19 protein-coding genes are annotated in these 21,105 nt (G+C 68.5%); 5 read left to right on the plus strand and 14 right to left on the minus strand.

Annotated elements, in window-relative coordinates:
* Positions 1-389: 389 nt before the first annotated feature.
* The 10 genes from GGR64_RS17365 to aroE form a co-directional block, all read right to left on the minus strand.
* On the minus strand, positions 390-887 hold the full coding sequence (locus GGR64_RS17365; protein WP_237475203.1) for a hypothetical protein: 498 nt from the start codon (positions 885-887) through the stop codon (positions 390-392).
* A gap of 361 nt (positions 888-1,248) precedes the next feature.
* Positions 1,249-1,776, minus strand: a complete 528-nt coding sequence (locus GGR64_RS17370) for a DUF6624 domain-containing protein (RefSeq protein WP_260303194.1) — start codon at positions 1,774-1,776, stop codon at positions 1,249-1,251.
* Positions 1,777-1,853: 77 nt separating this feature from the next.
* Complete coding sequence (locus GGR64_RS17375; protein ID WP_184647376.1) at positions 1,854-2,939, minus strand: hypothetical protein; 1,086 nt, start codon at positions 2,937-2,939, stop codon at positions 1,854-1,856.
* Between the two features lie 70 nt (positions 2,940-3,009).
* The gene (locus tag GGR64_RS17380) at positions 3,010-3,177 is read right to left on the minus strand and encodes a hypothetical protein (protein ID WP_167087915.1); all 168 of its coding nucleotides are present in this window, start codon (positions 3,175-3,177) and stop codon (positions 3,010-3,012) included.
* Between the two features lie 26 nt (positions 3,178-3,203).
* Positions 3,204-5,375, minus strand: a complete 2,172-nt coding sequence (locus GGR64_RS17385; protein WP_184647378.1) for a peptidase domain-containing ABC transporter — start codon at positions 5,373-5,375, stop codon at positions 3,204-3,206.
* Complete coding sequence (locus GGR64_RS17390; RefSeq protein WP_160964457.1) at positions 5,372-6,655, minus strand: HlyD family efflux transporter periplasmic adaptor subunit; 1,284 nt, start codon at positions 6,653-6,655, stop codon at positions 5,372-5,374. Before GGR64_RS17390 ends, GGR64_RS17385 begins: the two co-directional genes overlap by 4 nt.
* A gap of 198 nt (positions 6,656-6,853) precedes the next feature.
* A complete protein-coding gene (gene dinG, locus GGR64_RS17395) occupies positions 6,854-8,983 on the minus strand; it encodes an ATP-dependent DNA helicase DinG (protein WP_184647380.1) in 2,130 nt (709 codons plus the stop codon).
* 67 nt (positions 8,984-9,050) lie between these two features.
* Positions 9,051-9,416: a hypothetical protein gene (locus tag GGR64_RS17400; protein ID WP_160964459.1), complete on the minus strand. Its 366-nt coding sequence runs from the start codon at positions 9,414-9,416 to the stop codon at positions 9,051-9,053.
* A 30-nt stretch (positions 9,417-9,446) separates the two neighbouring features.
* The gene (locus GGR64_RS17405; protein WP_184647382.1) at positions 9,447-9,773 is read right to left on the minus strand and encodes a hypothetical protein; all 327 of its coding nucleotides are present in this window, start codon (positions 9,771-9,773) and stop codon (positions 9,447-9,449) included.
* A gap of 49 nt (positions 9,774-9,822) precedes the next feature.
* Positions 9,823-10,671, minus strand: coding sequence for a shikimate dehydrogenase (aroE, locus tag GGR64_RS17410; protein ID WP_184647384.1), 849 nt, complete (start codon positions 10,669-10,671; stop codon positions 9,823-9,825).
* Positions 10,672-10,723: 52 nt separating this feature from the next.
* Between aroE and GGR64_RS17415 the strand changes: the two genes are divergently transcribed.
* Complete coding sequence (locus GGR64_RS17415) at positions 10,724-11,623, plus strand: PD40 domain-containing protein (protein WP_184647386.1); 900 nt, start codon at positions 10,724-10,726, stop codon at positions 11,621-11,623.
* A 190-nt stretch (positions 11,624-11,813) separates the two neighbouring features.
* Here GGR64_RS17415 and GGR64_RS17420 read toward each other — a convergent pair whose 3' ends face one another.
* Positions 11,814-14,321, minus strand: a complete 2,508-nt coding sequence (locus tag GGR64_RS17420; protein ID WP_184647388.1) for a sulfite reductase flavoprotein subunit alpha — start codon at positions 14,319-14,321, stop codon at positions 11,814-11,816.
* Between the two features lie 196 nt (positions 14,322-14,517).
* Between GGR64_RS17420 and GGR64_RS17425 the strand changes: the two genes are divergently transcribed.
* Positions 14,518-15,273 (plus strand): DNA/RNA non-specific endonuclease, encoded by a 756-nt coding sequence (locus GGR64_RS17425; RefSeq protein ID WP_184449955.1) that lies wholly within the window; start codon positions 14,518-14,520, stop codon positions 15,271-15,273.
* Positions 15,274-15,390: 117 nt separating this feature from the next.
* On the opposite strand, the gene GGR64_RS17430 is transcribed toward GGR64_RS17425, so the two are convergent.
* Complete coding sequence (locus GGR64_RS17430; RefSeq protein WP_184647390.1) at positions 15,391-16,278, minus strand: LysR family transcriptional regulator; 888 nt, start codon at positions 16,276-16,278, stop codon at positions 15,391-15,393.
* 91 nt (positions 16,279-16,369) lie between these two features.
* Here GGR64_RS17430 and GGR64_RS17435 point away from each other — a divergent pair, with 91 nt between their 5' ends.
* Positions 16,370-17,359, plus strand: a complete 990-nt coding sequence (locus GGR64_RS17435) for an NAD-dependent epimerase/dehydratase family protein (protein WP_184647392.1) — start codon at positions 16,370-16,372, stop codon at positions 17,357-17,359.
* 241 nt (positions 17,360-17,600) lie between these two features.
* Here the strand turns inward: GGR64_RS17435 and hemB are convergent, their stop codons facing one another.
* Positions 17,601-18,593: a porphobilinogen synthase gene (gene hemB / locus GGR64_RS17440; protein WP_160964472.1), complete on the minus strand. Its 993-nt coding sequence runs from the start codon at positions 18,591-18,593 to the stop codon at positions 17,601-17,603.
* 206 nt (positions 18,594-18,799) lie between these two features.
* A complete protein-coding gene (locus tag GGR64_RS17445) occupies positions 18,800-19,048 on the minus strand; it encodes a hypothetical protein (RefSeq protein ID WP_010340624.1) in 249 nt (82 codons plus the stop codon).
* A 634-nt stretch (positions 19,049-19,682) separates the two neighbouring features.
* Between GGR64_RS17445 and GGR64_RS17450 the strand changes: the two genes are divergently transcribed.
* Both GGR64_RS17450 and GGR64_RS17455 read left to right on the plus strand, forming a co-directional pair.
* A complete protein-coding gene (locus tag GGR64_RS17450) occupies positions 19,683-20,048 on the plus strand; it encodes a hypothetical protein (RefSeq protein ID WP_184449949.1) in 366 nt (121 codons plus the stop codon).
* A 161-nt stretch (positions 20,049-20,209) separates the two neighbouring features.
* Positions 20,210-20,674 (plus strand): hypothetical protein, encoded by a 465-nt coding sequence (locus tag GGR64_RS17455; protein WP_184647394.1) that lies wholly within the window; start codon positions 20,210-20,212, stop codon positions 20,672-20,674.
* The last annotated feature ends 431 nt before the right edge of the window (positions 20,675-21,105 follow it).

The following is a 21,105-nucleotide window of genomic DNA, read 5'->3' on the forward strand; positions in this document are numbered from 1 at the left end:
GCAGCTGCAGCGCCGGCGCAGCGTCAGTCGAAGGCCGTGCCGGCGCAGATCGGCCGCAAAATGTAGACGCGTGCCAGGCCGTCTGCGGCAGCAGCGCGTGGTGGAATGCGCGGGCAGCGACACAACGGGACGCCACACGTCGGAAGACGCGCGGCCGAACAACGCCAGGAGACAAGGTTGCGGCGTCTATCGGCGACAGGCGTCTGCCGGCTGCGGGCCACACCGCAGCACCGCGGCAAGCGACATTGCCGAACGCGCGTGCGCACAACCTCCGCACGCGACCGATGCGGCGGCATCTGCGAAGTGGGCCGTCGTTGCGCGCGCGTCGCGCCAGCGACGGGGCCAGTGCAACGTCGCCGCCCTTCCTGGCTTTGCCGCGATGGCGGCGGCTAGCGCTTCGCGCTCAGCGCCCGGCTGCGATCGGCGAACAGCGTCTGATCGGCACGGCTATAGGCCTCGCGCTGCACGGCCGCGTCGATGCCGCGCTGGAAGTCGGCGCGGAACCCAGGCTCGTTGATGCGCTGGGCGATCAGGAAGGCCGCATGCGCCACATCGGCACCGACCGCGTGCGCATCGGGAAATCCCTGGCGCCGGATCAACTCGGTCAGGCGCCCGAAGCTTTCCTTCTGCGCCATCCTCAGTTCTCGCGCGAACGCGCGCAGTGAGACGGTATCGTGCTGCAGCCGCTGCGGGGTGTAGTCCCGTTTGAGATCGGCGCGGGCCTGCGCGTCGTCGCTGATCAACTGCAGCAGTTGCGTGCGGTAGGCCGGATTGGCCGGCGCCGCCACTGCGGTGTCTTCTGTCGGTGTGCCCGTCGGCTGCGCCGCGGCGATGCTGGTCAGCACGCACAACGCCGCTCCGAACGCCCACTGCCTGGCGATTCGCATGATGATTCCCCCTGTCGCGGGGATAGTAGACCAGTAAGCGCGACCTGTCCCCGATCTGGGCTGGACAACACAGATCGCCGCCTATGCGACATGGAATTATCGATGGAAATCACATCTATAGACCAAACCAGATCACTCATTTATGCGAAGTCTTCAATGCGCTGTGGCATAGCCATTCAGACGCCCACTGGCAGCCGGCCTCGGCGCCCTGTCGCCCGCGGCCACCCGATCTGCAAACACAGAACCGCCATAGAAGCTCAGCGCCGCTCCCTAGCTCGTGATCCAGTGCGCCGCCGCGATCGAGCCGCCGCCCGGACGCTCGCAGAATAGCCAGGTGCCCGAACCGCACGTACTGAGTGCTTCAGTGTCCGGCGACGTCCGGCGGCAATCCCATCGCGGCTCGGCGCTGCTGCAGTTGTTCGGGCTGTTCAACGTCGAACAGACTGCCATCGGCCTTGTGCTGGGTGCCGTAAAGTTGCGGCTGCCCGCTCAGGACCCGATTGCGATCCACGAACAGCGCAAGATCCTCCTTGCTGTAGCGTCCCTGTTCTGCAGCGGCTTCGATGCCTTTCAGGAACGCATCGCGGAACGCCCGGTCGCCGACATGCTGTGCCACCAGAAAGCCTGCATGTGCGCCGTCACTGCCGGCGACCGCCGTATCAGGAAAGCCGTACTTGGCCATCAAGGCGGAAAGCGTCTGCTGATTCTGTTGCTGCGAGGCATGAATCTGCAATGCAAGCGCACGTGCGCTGCCGGGGTCACTCTGCAACTGCTGCGGCGTGTATTTCTTCAGGGCGTCTGCACGGATCTGCTGGTCGGCTTGGGCCAACTGCAGGAGCTGCTGCCGGTAGTCGGCGTTGAAGTGTTCGGCCTCAACGGAATGGGACATCGATTGCTCCTGTTGAGGACGGGCGAAACCTCCGCCAGCGATCGCAAGCAGGGTGGCCGCGGTGGCCAGGCGCATCATCATTCGCATAGGGGATTCGCTTCGGAAGGGGTGGACACCCGCGCGGGGGCTTGGGCAGACGGCGCCGCTGCAACAGGCTTCGGAAATTCTCGATAACGCGCAGTTGCTCCATACACCAGCAAGCTACAGAACTTACGTGCGATATCCAGTTGCGCGAGCCTCTGATCCAGATAGAGGAACTGGCCGCCGGGATTGAGCTCGATGAAGATCGGCTCCCCTCCATCCGCTGGCACAAGGAAATCAGCGCAGAAGAAGTCGATGCCCAGCGTTCGCCGCAGGCGTTCGAGCTTGGCGATCAACTCATCAGGGAGCGCAGCTTCGGCATACGTAATCGTCGTCTTGTGGCGAACGGCACGATAATCGATCTCTCCCTCCAGCGCGTGCGTCATCTTGACCGCCACATACTCGCCCTGAAGGCAGACGATGCGCACATCGCCGCGGTGGCGCACCACCTCCTGATAGTTGGTCGGGCACGCGCTCACGTCGCCATCGGCCAAGGTCTCTTCGATGCTGACGCGCGTCGCATACGACACGCTGTAGCCGGCATTCTCCGACCAGGCGCCGACGTTGAACGGCTTGACGACAACGCCGTCCGGTTCGCGACTGCGAAAGCGGCGAATGTCTTCCGCACGGTGGCTGATCAGCGTCCGTGGGACGCGCAGGCTACTGGACGCCGCCGTGGACAGCTGCAACGCCTTCTGGTCCGCCATCAACGCCTGCATCGGCGCATTGATCCAGCGCTGCACGCCGACTCCACTGCCCATGACGGCCAGCGTGCCGAGGTCGAACAGCATTCCCTCGGAACGAATGAACCCTACATCCTGCTCGTGCACACCCGGCGGCGCCTGCTTCTTGAACAGCAACCGTCGGCACCAGGCAGCGTCATAGCAGAGCGGCGCCCCGTCGCGTACGAAGCGGGCACCGTGTGCATCGCACAGCATCGATCCGGCCAGGCCCGTCGGCCAGGCACCGCTATCGAAGAAATTCACCTTATGTCCTGCCGCAACGATCATGGCGGCGATGGTCGCCGCGTGCGTATCGTGCTGCGGCGCCACGATCAATACGTTCTTTGCGTCTTCCTGCATCGTCCGGACATCCGTTGTGCATCCTCGCCAGATGCATGGCGGCGCTGCAGCACCGCCATGCGCCGTCCGATCAGCTGAAGATGATGACCGTCTCGGTGTCCACGGCCTCGACGACGATGATAATCAGAGTGTCCTGACCGCCACCGCAGGAAATCGCACTGACTTCCTCCTGGGTCATCTCACGCGCGAAACGCTGGGCAACGGGACGCGAATTTTCCGTGTTCACGACATTTTCCATTACACTCTCCTTGAAAGACAGCAGGGTTATTCGCCAGCGACGATGCCGGCGAGCTTCTCGACGCTTCGCGACGCGTCAAGTCTTTCGGCGCCATGTCGCACGCCTTGATTCCGCTCCGCCCCCAGCACGACCTTGCGGTCGGCCGAGGCGATGGTGTCTTCTCGATGCGCGATCAGCACGCGCGTCATGCTCAGCGCCTTGATGTGCGCATTGACGATCTCGTCGCGCTGCCGATCCAGATGGCTGGTGGCCTCATCCAGCACCAGGATCTTGGGCTGCCGATACAGCGCGCGCGCAAGAATCACTCTCTGCCGTTGTCCGCCCGACAGGATCGATCCCATGTCGCCCACCAGCGATTCGTATCCCATCGGCATACGCACGATGTCATCGTGAATGGCCGCCAGCTTTGCGGCTGCCACGATGCGCTGCAGGCTGGCGTCAGGGTCGAAGAACGCGATGTTGTCGGCCAGGGAGCCGGCGAAAAGCTGGTCGTCTTGCATCACCGCACTGACCATGCCGCGATAGGTCTCCAACCCCAGTCTTCGAATCTCCACGCCGCCCACTTCGATCTGTCCTTCGGTTGGCGCAAGCAAACCCAGCAGAAGCTTGGCCAAGGTGGATTTCCCACACCCGCTCGGTCCGACGATGGCCACCGACTCGCCTGCGCGGACCTTGAGATCGAAGTGGCGCAGCACCCACGGGTCGTCGTCGGAGTAACGGAAGCTCACTCCCTTGAACTCGATCTCCGGCGCGAGCTCGGGCCCACTGTAGTGTCCCAGCGCATGCGGCTCGGGATCGCTCATGGCGATATCGGCGATGCGCTCGGCATGCAGTCGCAGCATGCGGAACTCGATGCACTTGTCGACCAGGCTTCCCGCCCGACTGGTAAACAAGTCCGCGTAGCTGAGAAACGCCACCAGCATGCCAGCCGACAACGCGTCCTGCAGCGCCATATAGCCACCGATACTGATCAACAGGACGCGCTGGATCCCGAAGACGCCGCCATTCAATGCCGTGAACGCCAGGCCGATGCGCTGCGACTGCATATCCAGACTGGCGGCCTGCACGGTCGCCGCGAACAACCGGCTCTGACGCAAGCCCTGCTTGTTGGCCAGCTTGATCGCCTGGATGCCACGGACCGACTCCATCAACTCGCTCTGTTGGCGCGCCGTATGGAACAGTTGATCACGCGTGATGCCGAACTGGACCCGGTACATCGCCACGCGCAGCAGCAAGTAGCACGCGAATGCGGCCAGCACCACGCCGGCGAGCTTGGCGCTGTAGAAGAACAGCACCACCAGCGCCAGCATGCCGGTCATGCCGTTGAGGACCGCTTCGACGAAGCTTCCGGTCAACGTGGTCTGGATCGACTTCAGCGATCCGAACCGCGACAGCACATCGCCCATATGCCGCTTTTCGAAGTAGTCCAGCGGCAACCGCATCAGGTGGCCGAACAGGTTGTTGATCCATTGGCTGTTGAGCGAGGCACCCAGCCAACTGACCACCCAGCTGCGCGCCAGCATCAGCGACGTCTGCGCCAGCACTGCGATCAGAAATCCGATCGCCAGAATCTTGAGCAACGGCATGTCTGCAGAGACCAGGACATGGTCGATCAGCCATTGCATCTGGAATGGCATCAGGAGCACCAACATCTCGATCGCCAGCGCCAGCGCGAAGACCTGCACGAGCGCGCGACGCAGCCCAACGATCCTGCCGGTCAACATGCGCAAGGACACCGGCTGCGGCGCCGCCACCTTCTCGAAGCTCGGGCTGGGCACCAGTTCCAGCAACACCCCGGTGAAGTGCTTGCCCACCTCCGCCAACGGCAGCCGCAGCAGTCCGCGCGCAGGGTCGTGGATCACCGCGACGCCTCGCGTCACCCGCTCCAGGACCACGAAGTGGCTCAGATCCCAATGCAGGACGCAGGGACCGCCAACGGCGGCCAGGTAGTCGAGCTCAGCGCGCATCGGTCTGACGTCGAAACCGATCGTGCGCGCGATTTGCATCAGGCGTTCGAGACGCGCGCCCTGCAACGAGATGCTGAAGCGTCGACGCAAGCTGGGCAGGTCGACCTTCTGGCCGTGGAAACCCGCGACCATTGCCAGGCAGGCCAGGCCACACTCTGCCGCTTCCGTCTGCATGATCGGCACGATCCGCGTCGCGAACGGCGACCTCCAGGGCGACCAGGACCGGCTCATGATCCACGCTCGTTCGAGGGGATGTCGCGCATGCCGGAGGCCAGCTCGTAGACCGGCTCGAACATCCATTCGATCAAGTGCCTGCGTTCGAGCAGGATGTCCGCATCCAACGCCATTCCGGGACGCAGTGGTTCCTTGCGCCCATACGCCACGACATCCTGGCTACCCAGTTCGACGATCACCCGGTAACGCTGCTCCTTGATGTCCTGGCCCAGCAACCGGGTCAGATCGCCCGAACTCATCGCACTGCGCGAAATCTCCGCGACACGGCCGGCATGGCGCCCGAACTTCTGATACGGGAATGCCTGATAGCGCAGCACCACCCGGTCGCCCGGGCTGACGAACCCGACCGCCCGCGAAGACACCCACAGCTCGGCGCGCAGACGCGTGTCCCGCGGCAACAATGTCATCAATGGCTGCTGCGCGGCGACCGGCTGCCCCGGATACACCAGCAGATTGCCGACGATCCCGTCCGATGGCGCGCGCAGGATCACCGCGCGGCGGGCCTCGCTCTCGGAGATCGACTGCGCGACGTCCGCCAGTTGCCGGTCGATCTCGTTGTTCTTTCCGATCAGCGTTGCCGGAAGCTGCTCCAACTGTGTCCGCAACTGGGATTGCTGCTGACGCAGTTCCAGCGAATGCTTCTGCAGATCCTTGAGCTGCGCCTGATTCTGTATCGCCACATCCTGCTGCTGCAGCAGCTGTACCTTGGTCAGCACCCCGCGATTACTGGGACTGGACCATTGTTCGTACAGGCGCATGGCGCTTTCGGCACGTTGCCGCTGCAGACCGATCTGTTCTTCGGTACTGGCGATCTGGCCCTTCAGCAACTCGATGCGCGTGCGCAGGTCGCGATCCTGTGCTTGCGACAGGCTGCGTTGTTCCTCGATGTCGGAACGCAGGCGCTCGCGCTTGACGCGCAACTGCGCGATCACCGATGCCTGCGTATCACCGAGCGATGCGCTGTCCTGTTCGCCGGAGATCTCGATCAGCGGTTGTCCCGCACGTACTTTTGCACCCTCCTTGGCGAACGTGCGCACGACCCGTCCGGATGCGGAAGGCGTCATGGTCAGCAGTCCGCGATCGGGTACCAGCGTGCCGTTGACCGCTTCTCGTCGCGTATAACTGCCGATGCACAGCAGCACCAGAACAATTACGAGCAGCGCGACGCTGACCCAGAAATAAGCCCAACCGAAGCGTGGTGCGTCCAGGCGCACGGCGCCGAGCCAGCCCTCGCGGCGCGCTCGAAACACTTCTTCCCTGAAGAATCCGTCCGCCATTGCCATCCCCTGAGCGGCGCTGCATGCGTTCCTAGCGCGTGAATGTTTATCGCTTGCCGGATAAACGCCGTCAAGCGCGCAGCTGCACATGCGTGGTCGGTGCGGTAGACAATTCCTGTTGCGACGACACCGCACGCTGCGTGACGATCGGCGCGGTCGGCGACACGCGCACGACCATCGCCATCGCACGTGCAACCGCTAGCCGATCACCCGCTTGAACGGCGGCAGCGCGTCGATGATGCGCTTGCCGTAGCGCTTGGTCAGCAACCGCGAATCGAGAATGATCACGCGGCCGTGGTCGTCGGAGGTACGAATCAGGCGGCCGGCGAACTGGGTCAGGGTGCGCAACGCGTGCGGCACCGCGATCAGGTTGAAGGCGTTGAGGCCGCGGCTCTCGAACCATTCGCCGAGGGTGGCAGTCTGCGGATCGGTCGGCACGGCGAACGGCACCTGGGTGATGACCACCGTGGTGCAGGCCTCGCCCGGCAGGTCCAGGCCCTCGCCGAAGGAGTTGAGGCCGAACAGCACCGAGCCTTCGCCGGCGGCGATGCGGCGCATGTGCTCGCCGATCATCTGCGACTTGGAGCCGTCGCCCTGCACGAGCACGCGGTTGCGCTGCGCGATCGGCAGCAGGTCGGCCACCTTGAGCATCTTCCAGCGCGAGGTGAACAGCACGATCGAGCCCTTGCCCCAGTCCAGCTCGCGCACCAGGTAGCGCGCCACCTCGCGCGGATGGCCCTCGCGGTCGTCCGGTGCCACCGGGAACGCCGGCACGATCAACTCGGCCTGGTTGGGCAGGTCGAACGGCGAGGACAGCGACACCATCTCGGCGTGCGCGGGCAGGCCGTTGTCGATCGCCAGCGCCTGGAAATCGCCGCCACCGGTGAGCGTGGCCGAGGTCAGCACCGCCGCGTCCACCTCGCTCCACAGCAGCGAACGCAGCACCTGCGCGGCCGACACCGGCGAGCAATGGCAGATCAGGTCGGCATCGCGCGAGGCGGTGATCCAGCGCGCCATCGGCGGCTGTCCGTCCTGGTCCTCGCGGCGCCAGCCCAGCCATAGCGCGTACTGCTGCTCGACCATCTCCAGGGCCATGCCCAGGTTGCGCTGCAGGCGTTCCTTGGCCGCATCCTCCTGCTTGGACTTGGCCGCCATCTGGTGCGCGGCCTGCACCCAGTTCAGCAGCGCGCCGGTGTCCTGCGCCTGCGCGTCGATCAGTGGTTTCCAGTCCTCGGGCAGGCGGCCGTTGGGCGCGCGCCACATCGGTTCGTCCTGGCCCGGCTCCGGCACCCACACCCGTTCGATCTCGGCGCGGAATGCCTTCAGGCCCTTGGCCACCTGCGCGGCCAGTTCGACCGCCTCGTTGGGCAGCTGGTTGCCGATGCGGTCCTTGTCGGCGAGCCGGTAGGCGGCGCCGACCAGCGCCTGCAGGCGGCCGGTGCGTCGCGCCATCTCGTCCAGCGGCAGATTGGCCGCGCCCTGATCGATGGCGACGCCGGCGATGTGGTGGCCCTCGTCGAGCACCAGCAGCATGTCCGACGGCGGCGCGATCAGCGGCTGGCCGTTGTCGCTGTCGCCCAGCGACAGCGCCGACAGCAGCAGCGCGTGGTTGGTCACCACGATCTGCGCATCGCGCACCTCGCTGCGCGCCTTCAGCACCGGGCACTGCACCGCGAACGAGCAGCGGCGCCCCGCGCAGCCGGCGGCATTGGTGGTGATGCGCGCGCGCAGCGACGGCGGCACCGGCTCCGGGGCGGCATCCAGGTCGCCGTTCCAGGTCTTGTCGGCATAGGCCTTGGCCAGCGCGCGCGCCTGTTCGGCCTCGGCCGGGCTCAGCGGACGGTCGTACAGCGGCGCCTCGTCCTCAAACATGCGGTCCTGCGCGGCTTCGCCATGCAGTTCGGCGACGTTGCGTGTGCACAGGTAGCGGGTGCGGCCCTTGGCCAGCGCTACCGTGGCCTCCAGCCCGGTGGCCTTGAGGAAGGCCGGGATGTCGCGCTCGACCAGCTGCGACTGCAGCGCCACCGTGCCGGTGCTGATCACCAGCTTCTTCTTGCTGGCCAGCGCGATCGGCACGCCGGCGGTCAGATAGCCCAGGCTCTTGCCGACGCCGGTGGGCGCTTCGGCCACGCCCACGCCGCCGGAGGTACCCAGCGCACGCGAGACCACGCCGATCATCTGGCTCTGCGCGCGACGCACGCGGAAGCCCGGCGTGTTGGCCTGCAGCTTGGCATAGGCATCGCGGATGGCCAGCTTGACCGGTTCGGTGAGCTGACGCGGGGACGGGCCGGACGCGCGCGGCGTCGACGGCGAAGCGGAATCGGTCATCCGGACATTTTCTCACGTCCCGTCGCAAGGACTGAAACGCCGGAACTGAACGGCGTTGCGCGCAGCGTTACGCCGACGGCGGCGCGGCCTTGCGCGGCAGCGCCAGCCACAGCGCGCGCAGCAGCAGGCCCAGCCCGACCACGTACAGCGCATCGTCCAGCAGATGCACCAGCGCAGAGGCGTCCGGATGAGTGCTGCGGAACTGGGGTGTCATCAGCGCTACCCAGCCCAGCACCGCACTCAACAGGCGCGGCAGGATCGCGCCCATCAGCAACACCGTCAGCCCGAACCGCGCCAGGGTTCGGGCGTGGCCCGGCGCCAGCCGCGGAAGCAGCAGCAGCGCGATCAGCGGCAGCAACAGCCGCGCCAGCAGGCCCAGCGCGCCGGTCAGCACGCTCAGGTCCAGAAGCGGGTGCACGCCCATCGCCAGCATCACGTCCTCCCTCGAACCCGGTTCCGTCGGTCAGTGCGGCGGCGTCACGCGCGGCGGCAGGGCGAAGCGCAACGCCAGCACCACCAGCAGCACGCCCACCGCCAACATCAGGCCGAGGACCGCGCGCAGCATCCCCAACCACAGGGCGAACTCGGAAAGGCTGGCGCCGCGCGACATCGCCAACATCGGCAACATCGACAGCGCCGTGCCCAGCACCATCACCAGCAGCATGATGCTCAACCCGCACAGGGCCAACGTGCGTGGCCGGCCAGGACGCCGCGTGAACAGCAGCGCCAGGCCGACCACGTACATCACCACGACCGGCAGCTGGAACAGCAGGGTCGTCAGCAGTTGCATCGCAAATCCATTGTCCACGCGGTCGTTCCTCTTGATGCAGTCGTCGGTGTCAGTCGGCGCTGACCAGCACCGCGTCGCGCTCGCGCAACGCGGCGTACACCGGATCGGTCTCCGGACGCACGCCGTGCCAGGTCTCGAAGCTCTCGGCCGCCTGTTCCACCAGCATGCCCAGACCATCCACGGTGTCGCGGCAACGCGCCGCGCGCGCCCAGGCCAGGAACGCGATGGCGACCTCGCCGTAGTTCAGGTCCACCGCCAGGGTCATGCTGTTGATCAGCGACAGCGGCAGGGTGAAGCTGGCGGTGGGGTCGCGGCCGATGGTGGTGGCATTGACGATCAGTTCGAAATCGCCCAGCTCGCGCAGGTCCTCCCAGTAGCGCGAGATCGCGCGCGCCGGTTCGCCCAGCGCATCGACCAGCGCATCGGCGCGTTCCGGCGCCCGGTTGACCACCACCAGTTGCTGCACGCCGGCCTCCAGCAGCGCCGGCGCCACGCCGCGTGCGGCGCCGCCGGCGCCCAGCAGCAGCGCGCGGCGGCCGCGCAGATCCAGTCCATTGCGGCCGGTCAGGTCGCGCACCAGGCCGGCCCCGTCGGTGTTGTCGCCGTGCCACTGGCCGTCGCGATAGCTGAGCGTGTTGACCGCACCGGCGGATTGCGCGCGTTCGCTGTGCACCAGGCTGAGCGCGAAGGCGGCTTCCTTCAGCGGCAGGGTCACGTTGGCGCCGACGCCACCGGCCGCGGCGAAGGCGGCCAGCGCCGCGACGAAGCCATCGGCCTGGACGTCAATGGCCTCGTACTGCAGGGCGATGCCGGTCTGCTTGGCGAAGGCGGCGTGGATGCGCGGCGACAGCGAATGGGCGACGGGATGGCCGAACACGGCAAAACGGGAGTTGGGCATGGAGCGCTCGTTGGTTGTTTTAGACTGGCGGCGACATTCCATGGACTCCCACATGCGGACCCCTGTCCTGCCGCTCGCGCTGGCCGCGAGTTTACTCTGCGCGCCGTGTGCGTTCGCGCTTTCCGAATTCGGCATCGAGGGCATGGGCGTGGTGTCGACCGCCGCCGACGAGACCCGCGGCAGCGTCGCGCCCGACGGCCAGCGCATCGTCTGGGCCAGTCCCGACCGCGCCGGCGGGCCCGGTGGCGGCGACCTGTGGCAGGCGGTGCTGCGCGACGGCCGCTGGCGCGACCCGCAGCCGCTGCCCGCACCGGTGAACTCGCCGAACCTGGACAGCGACCCGTTCTTCAGCGCCGACGGCCGCTGGCTGTACTTCGCCTCCGATCGTCCCGGCGGCCACGGCGGCACCGACCTGTACCGTGCGCCGGTGCTGGCCGACGGCGGCTACGGCCCACCGCAGAACCTGGGCGCGGCGGTGAATTCGCCGGGCAACGAGCGCGCGCCGGCACTCTCGCTGGACGGCACGCGGCTGCTGTTCGCCAGCGACGGCCGCGGCGGCGCCGGCGGCCTGGACCTGTTCGTCGCGCACTTGGAGGGCCAGACGTTCGCGCAGCCAACGGCGCTGGCCGGGGTCAACAGCGCCGACGACGACACCGATGCCGCCTGGCTGGGCGACGGCCGCGCGCTGCTGTTCGCCCGTGCCCACCGCAGCGAGCGAAGCCAGGTGCTGCTGGCGCAATGCGCCGGCGGCCGCTACGCGGACCCGCAGCCGCTGGCGCTGTCGTTCAACGGTAGCGACGGCCAGACCGCCGGCGCCGTGCTGGATGCGTCCAAGCCCAGCGAACTGCTGCTGTCCGGCAGCGCCCGCGCGCCGAAGGCCGGCAAGCGCGACCTTTACCGGATCAAGGCACCGGCGGCCACCGGAAGCAGCGATTGCATACCCGCCGATTGAACGGCGACGCCACGCGCTGAAGGGTGGCTGCATGGCGAGGCGTGTCGAAGTGCAGCGGGCCGGCGCCGTCCTGCACCGCCACCGAACGTCTCGGGATGCCCACGCTGCTGCCATGCCGGCAGACAAGAGCTGTAGCAGAGGGCCGTTGTGGGAGGGACGTCAGTCCCGACCCACGGCAGGACGCATCACCTCAATACACGTCGCGCCGGTAGCGCCCGTCGGCGCTGAGCGCATCCAGCGCGTCCTCGCCGAGGATCTCGCGCAATGCCGCATCCACGCCGCGCGCCATGCCTTCCAGGCTGCCGCAGACGTACACGGTGGCGCCGCGCGCGACCCAGTCGCGGACCGCGTCGGCGGCCTCGCGCAGCCCATCCTGCACGTAGCGCTTGTGCGCCTGGTCGCGCGAGAACAGCAGGTCCAGGCGCTGCAGATGGCCGGCGTCGCGCCAGGACTGCAACTCGTCGCAGAACAGCGCATCGTGTGCGGCGTTGCGTTCACCGAACAGCAGCCAGTGCCCGTGCACGCCGGCCTGCTCGGCCTCGCGCAGCAGGCTGCGCAGGCCGGCGATACCGGTGCCGTTGCCGATCAGCAGCATGGGCGCATCGCCATGCCGGCGGAACCCGGGGTTGGCCCGCACCTGCGCGCGCAGCACTGCACCCACCGGCGCGTGCTGGCACAGCCAGCCGGCACCCACGCCAGGGCTGCCGTCGGCGCGCAGGGTCAGGCGTACGACGAGTTGCAACAGGCCATCTTCCGGCACCGAGGCGATCGAGTATTCGCGCAGCGGCAGGCTCGGCAGCGCATCCACCCAGGCCTGCGGATCGTCGCCCGGCGTCGGCGGCGTCAGCGCGCGTGACGCCAACGCCTCCCGCAATGGCTGCCGCACGCCATCGGCCTGCACCGTCTGTTCGGCGTCCAGCGCCTGCGCGGCGAGCCAGGCGTGGACCGTGTCGGCGGCGTGGCAGGGCTGCACTTCCAGGACGTCGCCGGCATGCCAGTGCGCCTGCGGCGGCGGCGCCAGGTCGATGCGCCATACGGGGGCGCCAGCGCTGCCGGGATTGAGCAGGACGCGGCCGACCAGGCGCCAGTCCAGCGGCTCCGGCGCCTGCAGCACCGGTGCCGACGCCGCCACGCCGGTGAGCGCCGACAGTTGCCATTGCCACTGCGCCAGCGCCTGCGGATCGGCGTTGTCCACTTCCAGCGGCGGGAACAGCGCCTGCGCGCCCTGTGCGTCCAGCCAGTGCTGCACCTCCCGCGAGAAGCCGCAGAACTGCGGATACTGGCGATCGCCCAGGCCGAGCAACGCGTAGCGCAGCTCCGGCAAGGCCTGCGCCTGGCGCAGCACGCGCCGGACGAAGCCGCGCGCCGCGTCCGGCGGTTCGCCGTCGCCGAAGGTGCTGATCACGAACAGCGCGCGCTGGGTGCCGCGCAGCTGCGCCAGGTCCAGCTGCGCCAGCGAGCGCACGTCCACCGTCAGGCCGGCCGCCTGCAGTTGCGCGGCGGTCTGCCAGGCCAGGCGCTCGGCCAGGCCGCTTTGGCTGGCAAACCCCACCAGCCAGGAGGCGGCGGCCTCGCCCACCAGCCCCGGCAGCGCGCGCCGCGCCTCGCGCAATGCCCGCTTCTTGCGCCGGCGGTCCAGGTACAGCATCCAGCCGGTGACGAAGAACAGCGACATGCACAGGCTCGCCAGCAGCATCGCCACGCGCCCGGGCAGGCCGAAGAAGCTGCCGCTGTGCAGCGCGAACATGCTGGTCAGCAGGCGCCGCCCCAGCGGCTGCGCGCGGTAGTCCAGGCGGCGCAGGATGCGGCCGCTGGCCGGATCGACCTCCACGCTGTCGTAGGCGCGGTCGTGCGCCGGATCGGGCGACAGGTAACGGGCCACGATCGGCTGGCCGCTGCGGCCGGGCAGGCGCAGATCCAGGTAGGCGCGCTGCGCGGCGGGCACGCTCGCCAGGGCCGCCTGCAGCCGCGCGTAGTCCACTGCCGGTGGCTTGCCGCCGCGGCCGCCCTCTTTCTCCTTGGGCGCGGCATCGCCGCCGAGCATCGCCACCAGCCCCTGCCGGTACCAGTCGTAGGACCAGTACAGCCCGGTCGCGGCGATCAGCAGGTACACCAGCAGGCACCAGGTGCCGATCACCGAGTGCAGGCTCCACAGGAAGCTGCGTCCCTGCCGGTTCCACTCCACCGCCCACCAGGCGCGCCAGCTCCACCAGCGCCGCGGCCAGCGCAGGTACAGCCCGGACAGGCAGAAGAAGATCAGCACGAACGCGCAGGCGCCGGTGACCGCCTTGCCGCGCTCGCCCGCGGCCAGGCGCCGGTGCAGGTCTTCGACGAAGGAGAAGAAGCCATCCAGGCGCGGCGCCGGCAGCACCGCGCCGGTGTAGGGATCGAAATACAGGCGGCCGCCGTCGCGACCGGGCAGGCGCACCGCGGACGGCCGCGTGCCGGTCGGGTCGATCAGCAGCCGGTTGCTGCGGTGCGCCCCGTCCAGGTCCAGGCGCCGCGCCAGCTCGGCCAGCGGCAGGGGCTGCTCGCCGGCGGCATGGCGCGCGGCGATGGCCGCCAGCGGCGGATTGGCCAGGCGCACGATCTCGTCCTCGAAGGCCAGCGTGGCCCCGCTCAGCCCCATCACCGACAGCACCAGCCCGGCGCTGATGCCAAGGAGCCAGTGCAACTGGAACAACAACGACTTGATCACGGCGGAGGCGCAGGACGGGGCGGTCGCGCATTGTAAATGAGAACGCTTATCGCATGCGATTGACCGCCTTGGCGCGGCGTCTACCGCCAAGCGTGACCAGCGGCGCAGTTGCCATTTGCGACACATCCAATGGTCATCTGACGGACACCGAACCTCGCCAGTTTCTTCACTCCCCTGACCAGCCGAGGTTCCTGCAATGTCCGTCTCCCTGCGCGGTTGTCTTGCCCTGCTTGCCCTGTTCGCCGCCCAGGCGGCAAGCGCCGCCACCAGCTGCCCCACGCTCTACGCCGGCGGCAAGGCACCGACGCTCGACGCGTCGATCACCAGCCGCACCACCGAGGTCTGCCATACCGAATACGTGTTGATGGCCTCGGGCGTGACCAAGGGTCCGCTGTACTCGGCCGAACACATCACCGATCAGCAGGTCGCCGGCGCCGAATCGATCGGCCGCGTCGGCTCCTTCCATGACGAGACCGGCATCCCGGCCGCCGACCGCTCGCACACCTCGGACTACACCAACTCCGGCTTCGACCGCGGCCACATGACCCCGGCCGGCGACGCCTCGACCACCAACTCGGAGAAGGAAACCTTCTCGATGGCCAACGTGGTCCCGCAGGACCACAAGCTCAACACCGGCGAGTGGGCGCGGATCGAGGAGCAGGTGCGCCAGCTCGCCAAGCAGCGCGGCGAGGTCTACGTGGTCACCGGCCCGGCCTTCGACAGCGGCACGCGCAGCAGCATCGGCGCCGACAACGTGCAGGTGCCGAACTACGTGTGGAAGGCGGTGTACGAGCCGGGCAATGGCGCGGCCGCCTACATGTGCGTCAACGACAGCACCATCAACTGCGACGTGGTGTCGATCAACGACGTCATCACCATGGCCGGCGTGGATCCGTTCCCGGCGATCAGCGCCAGCATGAAGGCGAATCCGATCGCGCTGACGCTGCCGTAAGGCGGGGATTCGGGAGTGGGGATTCGGGATTCGTAACAGCGTCCTGACACCCTGCCCGGGTCGGGGCGGCCGGATGCGCGAATGCGCAAACCGGCCGCCACTGCAAGCGCGCGCACCTCAGGCGGTGTGCGCCGTCATCGCCTCGACCAGCGCCGCGAACACCGCGCTGCAGGCCGCGCTGCCGCGCACGTCCTGGTGCATCACGATCCAGCTTTCCAGACCGACATTCACCTGCTTTGGCAGCACCGGCACCAGTGCCGGCGTGCGCCGCGCCAGCGCGACCTGGCAGAAGCCGATGCCACAGCCGGCACGCAACAATGCCAGTTGCGCCAAGTCGCTGTCGGCGCGCAACGCGAACGCCTCGCGCCGCCACAGCGGCAGGCCGCTGCGCGCCGCGCGCAGGAAAGGCGTCTCCGCATCGAAGCCGATCAGCGCGTGCTGCGGCAGTTCCTCCATGGCCTGCGGCAGGCCGTGCCGGTCCACGTAGTCCTGGTGCGCGAACAGCGCCACCGCCACCGCACCGACGTGACGCGCGACCAGTACGTCCTGGGTCGGCCGGCTCATGCGCACCGCCACGTCGGCCTCGCGGTGCAGCAGGTCCTGCATCCGGTTGCTCAGCACAAGTTCCAGCCGCAGCTGCGGATGTGCGCGGCGCAGGGCCGCCAGCACCGGCGGCAACACTTCCGCACCGATCACCTCGCTGGCGGCGATGCGTACCGTCCCGCGCACCGCATCGCCATGGCGGCCCGCCGCGCGCTGCAGCGACGCGGCCAGGCTGGCCATCGCCTGCGCATGGCCACGTAAGGCCAGGGCCGCATCGGTGGGCAGCAGGCCGGTCTGCGAGCGCACGAACAGCGGCACCGCCAGCGCCTGTTCCAGCGCCGCCACGTGGCGGCCGACGGTAGGCTGGGTCAGCCCCAGCGCGCGTGCCGCCGCCGACAGCGAGCCCTCCTCCAGCACTGCCAGGAAGGACCGGTAGAGTTCCCAGCCGATCGTGTTGTCCATACAGAAATGTATAGCCGACTGGCGATCTTCGCCAATTTTCTTTAGCCGCACCGGCACCGACACTGACCGCCGACCTCAACGGAGCGCTGTCATGTCCCCATCTTCTTCCACGGCCCTGGTGCTGGGCGCCAGCGGCGGTATCGGCGGCGAACTGGCGCGGCAGTTGCGCGACGCCGGCTGGCAGGTGCGCGCCCTGCAGCGCGGCCTCGCCCACTCCAGCGAGGAGCGCGACGGCATCCACTGGCGCCGCGGCGATGCGCTGCAACGGGCCGACGTGCTGCAGGCGGCGCAGGGCTGCGCGGTGATCGTGCATGCGGTCAATCCGCCCGGCTACCGGCGCTGGTCGGAGCTGGTGCTGCCGATGATCGACAACACCCTCGCCGCGGCCATCGCCGAGCGCGCCACCGTGGTCCTGCCGGGCACGGTCTACAACTACGGCCCGGACGCCTATCCGGCGCCGGACGAAGACGCACCGCAGGCTCCGCTGACGCGCAAGGGCGCGATCCGCGTGGAACTGGAGCGGCGCCTGCAGGCCGCAACCGCACACGGCGCACGGGCGATCGTGGTGCGCGCCGGCGACTTCTTCGGCCCGCGCGTGGGCAACAGCTGGTTCGCGCAGGGGCTGGTGCGGCCGGGACGGCCGGTCGCGACGGTGACCCTGCCGGGCGCTCCAGGCGTCGGCCACCAATGGGCCTACGTGCCCGATGTGGCGCGGACCATGCTGGCGCTGCTGCAACAGCGCACGCGTCTGCCGCCCTTCGCCCGCCTGCACATGGACGGGCATTGGGACGCCGACGGCACGCAGATGGCGGCGGCGATCGCGCGGGTCGCGCAACGCCACGGCCTGGCGTCGCCACGCACGCGCCGCTTCCCGTGGCCGCTGCTGACCCTGGCCCTGCCGTTCTGGCCGCTGGCGCGCGAACTGCACGAGATGCGCCCGCTGTGGCGGCACCCGCTACGCATGCGCAATGCGCGGCTGCTGGAGTTGCTTGGCGAAGAACCGCACACGCCGCTGGACGTGGCGGTGGAGGCAACGCTGCGCGGGCTGGGCTGTCTGCCGGCGGCGACGTCATCGGCGTAGTGCGGCGACGTCATCGGCGTAGTGCGGACGCGTGCGCGGGCGCGGCTTCAACCACGACCCGGCTGCAACGGGAAAGCCCGGTCGCGGCTGAAGCCGCTCCTACGAGGATCCGCGGCCGATGGATCGCAAGATCCTGCCTGTGTAGGAGCGACTTCAGTCGCGACAGGGCCTTCCCGAGAAAAGCGTCGCGACTGAGGTGTCTCTAACAGACGGTGTCTCTAACAGAAAGAGAGACGCTGGCTCAGCGCGCCTCGCGCAGCCAGCGCGCCACCTGCGGCGCGAAGTAGGTCAGCACGCCGTCGGCGCCGGCGCGCTTGAACGCCATCAGCGACTCCAGCACGCAGGCGCGTTCGTCCAGCCAGCCGTTGCCGATCGCCGCCTTGAGCATCGCGTACTCGCCGCTGACCTGGTAGGCGAAGGTGGGCACACGGAATTCGTCCTTCACCCGCCGCACCACGTCCAGGTAGGGCATGCCGGGCTTGACCATCACCATGTCCGCGCCCTCTTCCAGGTCCAGGGCGATCTCGCGCAAGGCCTCGTCGCCGTTGGCGGGGTCCATCTGGTAGGTGGTCTTGTCGGCCTTGCCGAGGTTGCCCGCGCTACCCACCGCCTCGCGGAAGGGGCCGTAGAACGCCGAGGCGTACTTGGCCGAGTACGCCATGATGCGCACGTGCAGGTGCTCGTCGGCATCCAGCGCGCGGCGGATGGCGCCGATGCGCCCGTCCATCATGTCCGACGGCGAGACGATGTCCACGCCGGCCTGCGCATGCGACAGCGACTGCTGCACCAGCGCCTCGACGGTGATGTCGTTGAGCACGTAGCCGCGGTCGTCGATGATGCCGTCCTGGCCATGGCTGGTGTACGGATCCAGCGCCACGTCGGTCATCACTCCCAGTTCCGGGAAGCGCGTCTTCAGCGCGCGCACCGCGCGTTGCGCCAGGCCGTCCGGGTTCCAGGCCTCGGCCGCGTCCAGCGACTTGCCGGTCGGGTCGATCACCGGGAACAGGTCGATGACCGGGATGCCCAGCTCCAGCGCCGCCTCGGCCTCCTTCAGCAGTTCCTCGATCGACAGCCGCTCCACGCCGGGCATGGAAGCGATCGGCGTGCGGCCGGGCACGTCGTGCACGAACACCGGCCAGATCAGGTCGTCGACGGTGAGGGTGTGCTCGCGCATCAGGCGGCGCGAAAAGGCATCGCGGCGCATTCGCCGGGGACGATAGTGGGGATGGGCCACGTGCAGGCTCCTGGGTGGGCGGATTCTGGGAGGCCGCGCCAGTCGCACGGTCCGAGGCCGCCAGGCACCCGGGCCGCGCCGCCGGCACCGGCGTGAACGCAAGGCGGCCCGCGCACGGGCGCCGTCGGCTGGGCATGTTACTCCCGCAGGCGCGGCACGCCGCGCGGGATGTTGCAACACAGCATGCCGGTCGCCCGGCACGCGCGTCAGATCACCCCGCCTCCCAGGCTCAGCCGGATCACCCCGACCACGATCACCAGCGCATTGAGCATCAGGCCGGTCTTGGCGCGGCCACGGTTGGGTGCCGCGGTGAACAGCAACCCGATCGCGGCGATCAGCGCGCCGACCGCGGCGAACGGGATCAGGAACCAGTTGCCCCAGCCGAGCAGCGGGATGAAGGCGAGGATCATCCACAGCAATGCCACGATGCCCCACAGCAGACTGATCAGGCCCATGCCGGCCTCCATGCGAATGTCAGCCTGCACCATAGCGCACTGCGCAGCCTGGCGCGGCGCGACCGCCGGCCGGTGCGGCGCTGGCGCAGGTCTATTCGGGGCCGGCGCCGGAGGCGGTCGATGGCCAACTGGATGTCGCCAACGCGGTCGATTTCGGCACGCGGTACCGAACCGAAGCCCGGTGGCCCGGCGCAAGCGCGAAGCGGCCAAGCTCGGCACCAATGGCGTGGACCTGAAGGGTGTAGACGCGGAGCGCTGCGGCAGCAGCCTGTCGGTCGGCGCGGGCAGCGCTGGCGGCCACGTCGGTGTCGGCCTGAGCATTGGCGCCCCATCACGCGGATGCGCGCAGCGGGCGTGGCGATCTGGACGTCGCCGGGAGCCGGGGGCGACAGCGGCCCCAGAAGTGTTGAAGACACGCCAAGACACGCCGCGCATCGACAGGACCAACTACGGCGACCGGCGTACCTGTGTCAGGTGCTGCAACAGGACTGCGCTGTCATCCGACCAACGGATGGCGGCCGATCCACGGTCACGGCGCACACCGAGCACCTGGGCAACCCGGTAGGGGAGGCGCGCACTGGATCGTCTTAATGCGGGACGGAAACCCTGGACCGTCTTCATCTCGGAGCAGCCCATGAAGCGCTGGATATGGATTTTCGCGATCTGCCTGCTGTCCTTCCCCGCCATCGCCGCCCCCGTCTACAAGAAGCTCGTGTGCCGCGATAACGACCCCTTCGTGTTCTGCACCCAAGGCTGCAAGGGCGTGGACAAGAACTGGAGCCCGGTCGACCCGATCAGCGGCTCCTGGCAGGCAGACCCCGGGTATTGCTTGCGGCCCAGTCCGGTCCGCTGCTGCAAGCACGGCTCGCACTGCGGCGCGTGGACGCCCACCGCGATCGTGGCCGTTAAGCAGTACGAAGACATCTGCCCTGCTGCCGTCAAGCAAGGCGAGTGGACGGACCCGAGCCGGCGTCCGGAAAGCGTGCCCTACGAGCACTGACGATCCTGCCACTGCGCAACGCGGCGGCGTGCTGCCCTCCCGGCCTCCCCGACTCTTGGCACGGGGATCACGGCGGCCCTGCCAGGGTGGCGGCGCCGGGTTCGGCGCGATTCACCCGGCCCGCCTATGATCGCGTGAGATCCGAACACGGGGGTAAGGCCATGAACATCCGACCGTTGTTGCCGCTGGCGCTGCTGCTGGCCCTGGCCGGCTGCGCCAGTTCCTCCAAGGTGATGGTCGGTGCGGCGCGCCCGCCGATCGACCCGGCACTGGTGCAGATCTACTCCGCGCCGCCGCCGGGCGCGGTGGATATCGCCCAGCTCGAATCCTCCAGCGCGGCCGGCTTCGGCACCCAGGGCCAGACCGACGCGGCGGTGGCCCGGCTCAAGCGCGATGCGGCCAAGCTCGGCGCCAATGGCGTGGTACTGATGGGCGTGGGTTCGCAACGCTCCGGCGGCGGCCTGTCGGTCGGCGCGGGCAGCTACGGCGGCCACGTCGGCGGCGGCCTGGGCATCGGCATCCCCACCACGCAGAAGCGCGCCGCCGGCATGGCGATCTGGGTGCCGCCGGGAACACCGGCGCCGGCGCCGGCTGCCCCGCAGCCTGTACCACCGCCCGTTCCCTGAATCCGGTCAGGTCGGGCAGCGGTCTGCTGCCCTGTCCGGCCGGCGCCCGCCGCTGACGCCCCCCGGCTTCCAAGAACACATCTTCCGCATCCAGCCCCGATGGACCGGGTTGGGGCCATGGCGCCCGGCATCCCCTCGCGCGATGAAACCCTTGCTAAGCTATTTGCGGGCAGAATCGGCACGACCCGTTCGCGGGGCCGGGTTCGGGGTATCGCCCGCCCCGCAATGACACGTTTGGTCCGAACGTCTGGGATGGACCGCTTTCGACAGAGGGAAGTGCGATGAAACAGTGGATATGGATTCTGGTTGCGTTCCTGGGATTTCAGGGCGTCGCGGGCGCACAACAGGTCTATGAAGACCTGTCTTGCCGTTCCAACGATCCGTTCGTGTTCTGTACGCAAGGCTGCAAATCGCCCGATCGACACTGGAAA

Origin of the sequence: Xanthomonas sp. 3307 (assembly GCF_014199735.1) — a bacterium.
GTDB lineage: Bacteria > Pseudomonadota > Gammaproteobacteria > Xanthomonadales > Xanthomonadaceae > Xanthomonas_A > Xanthomonas_A rydalmerensis.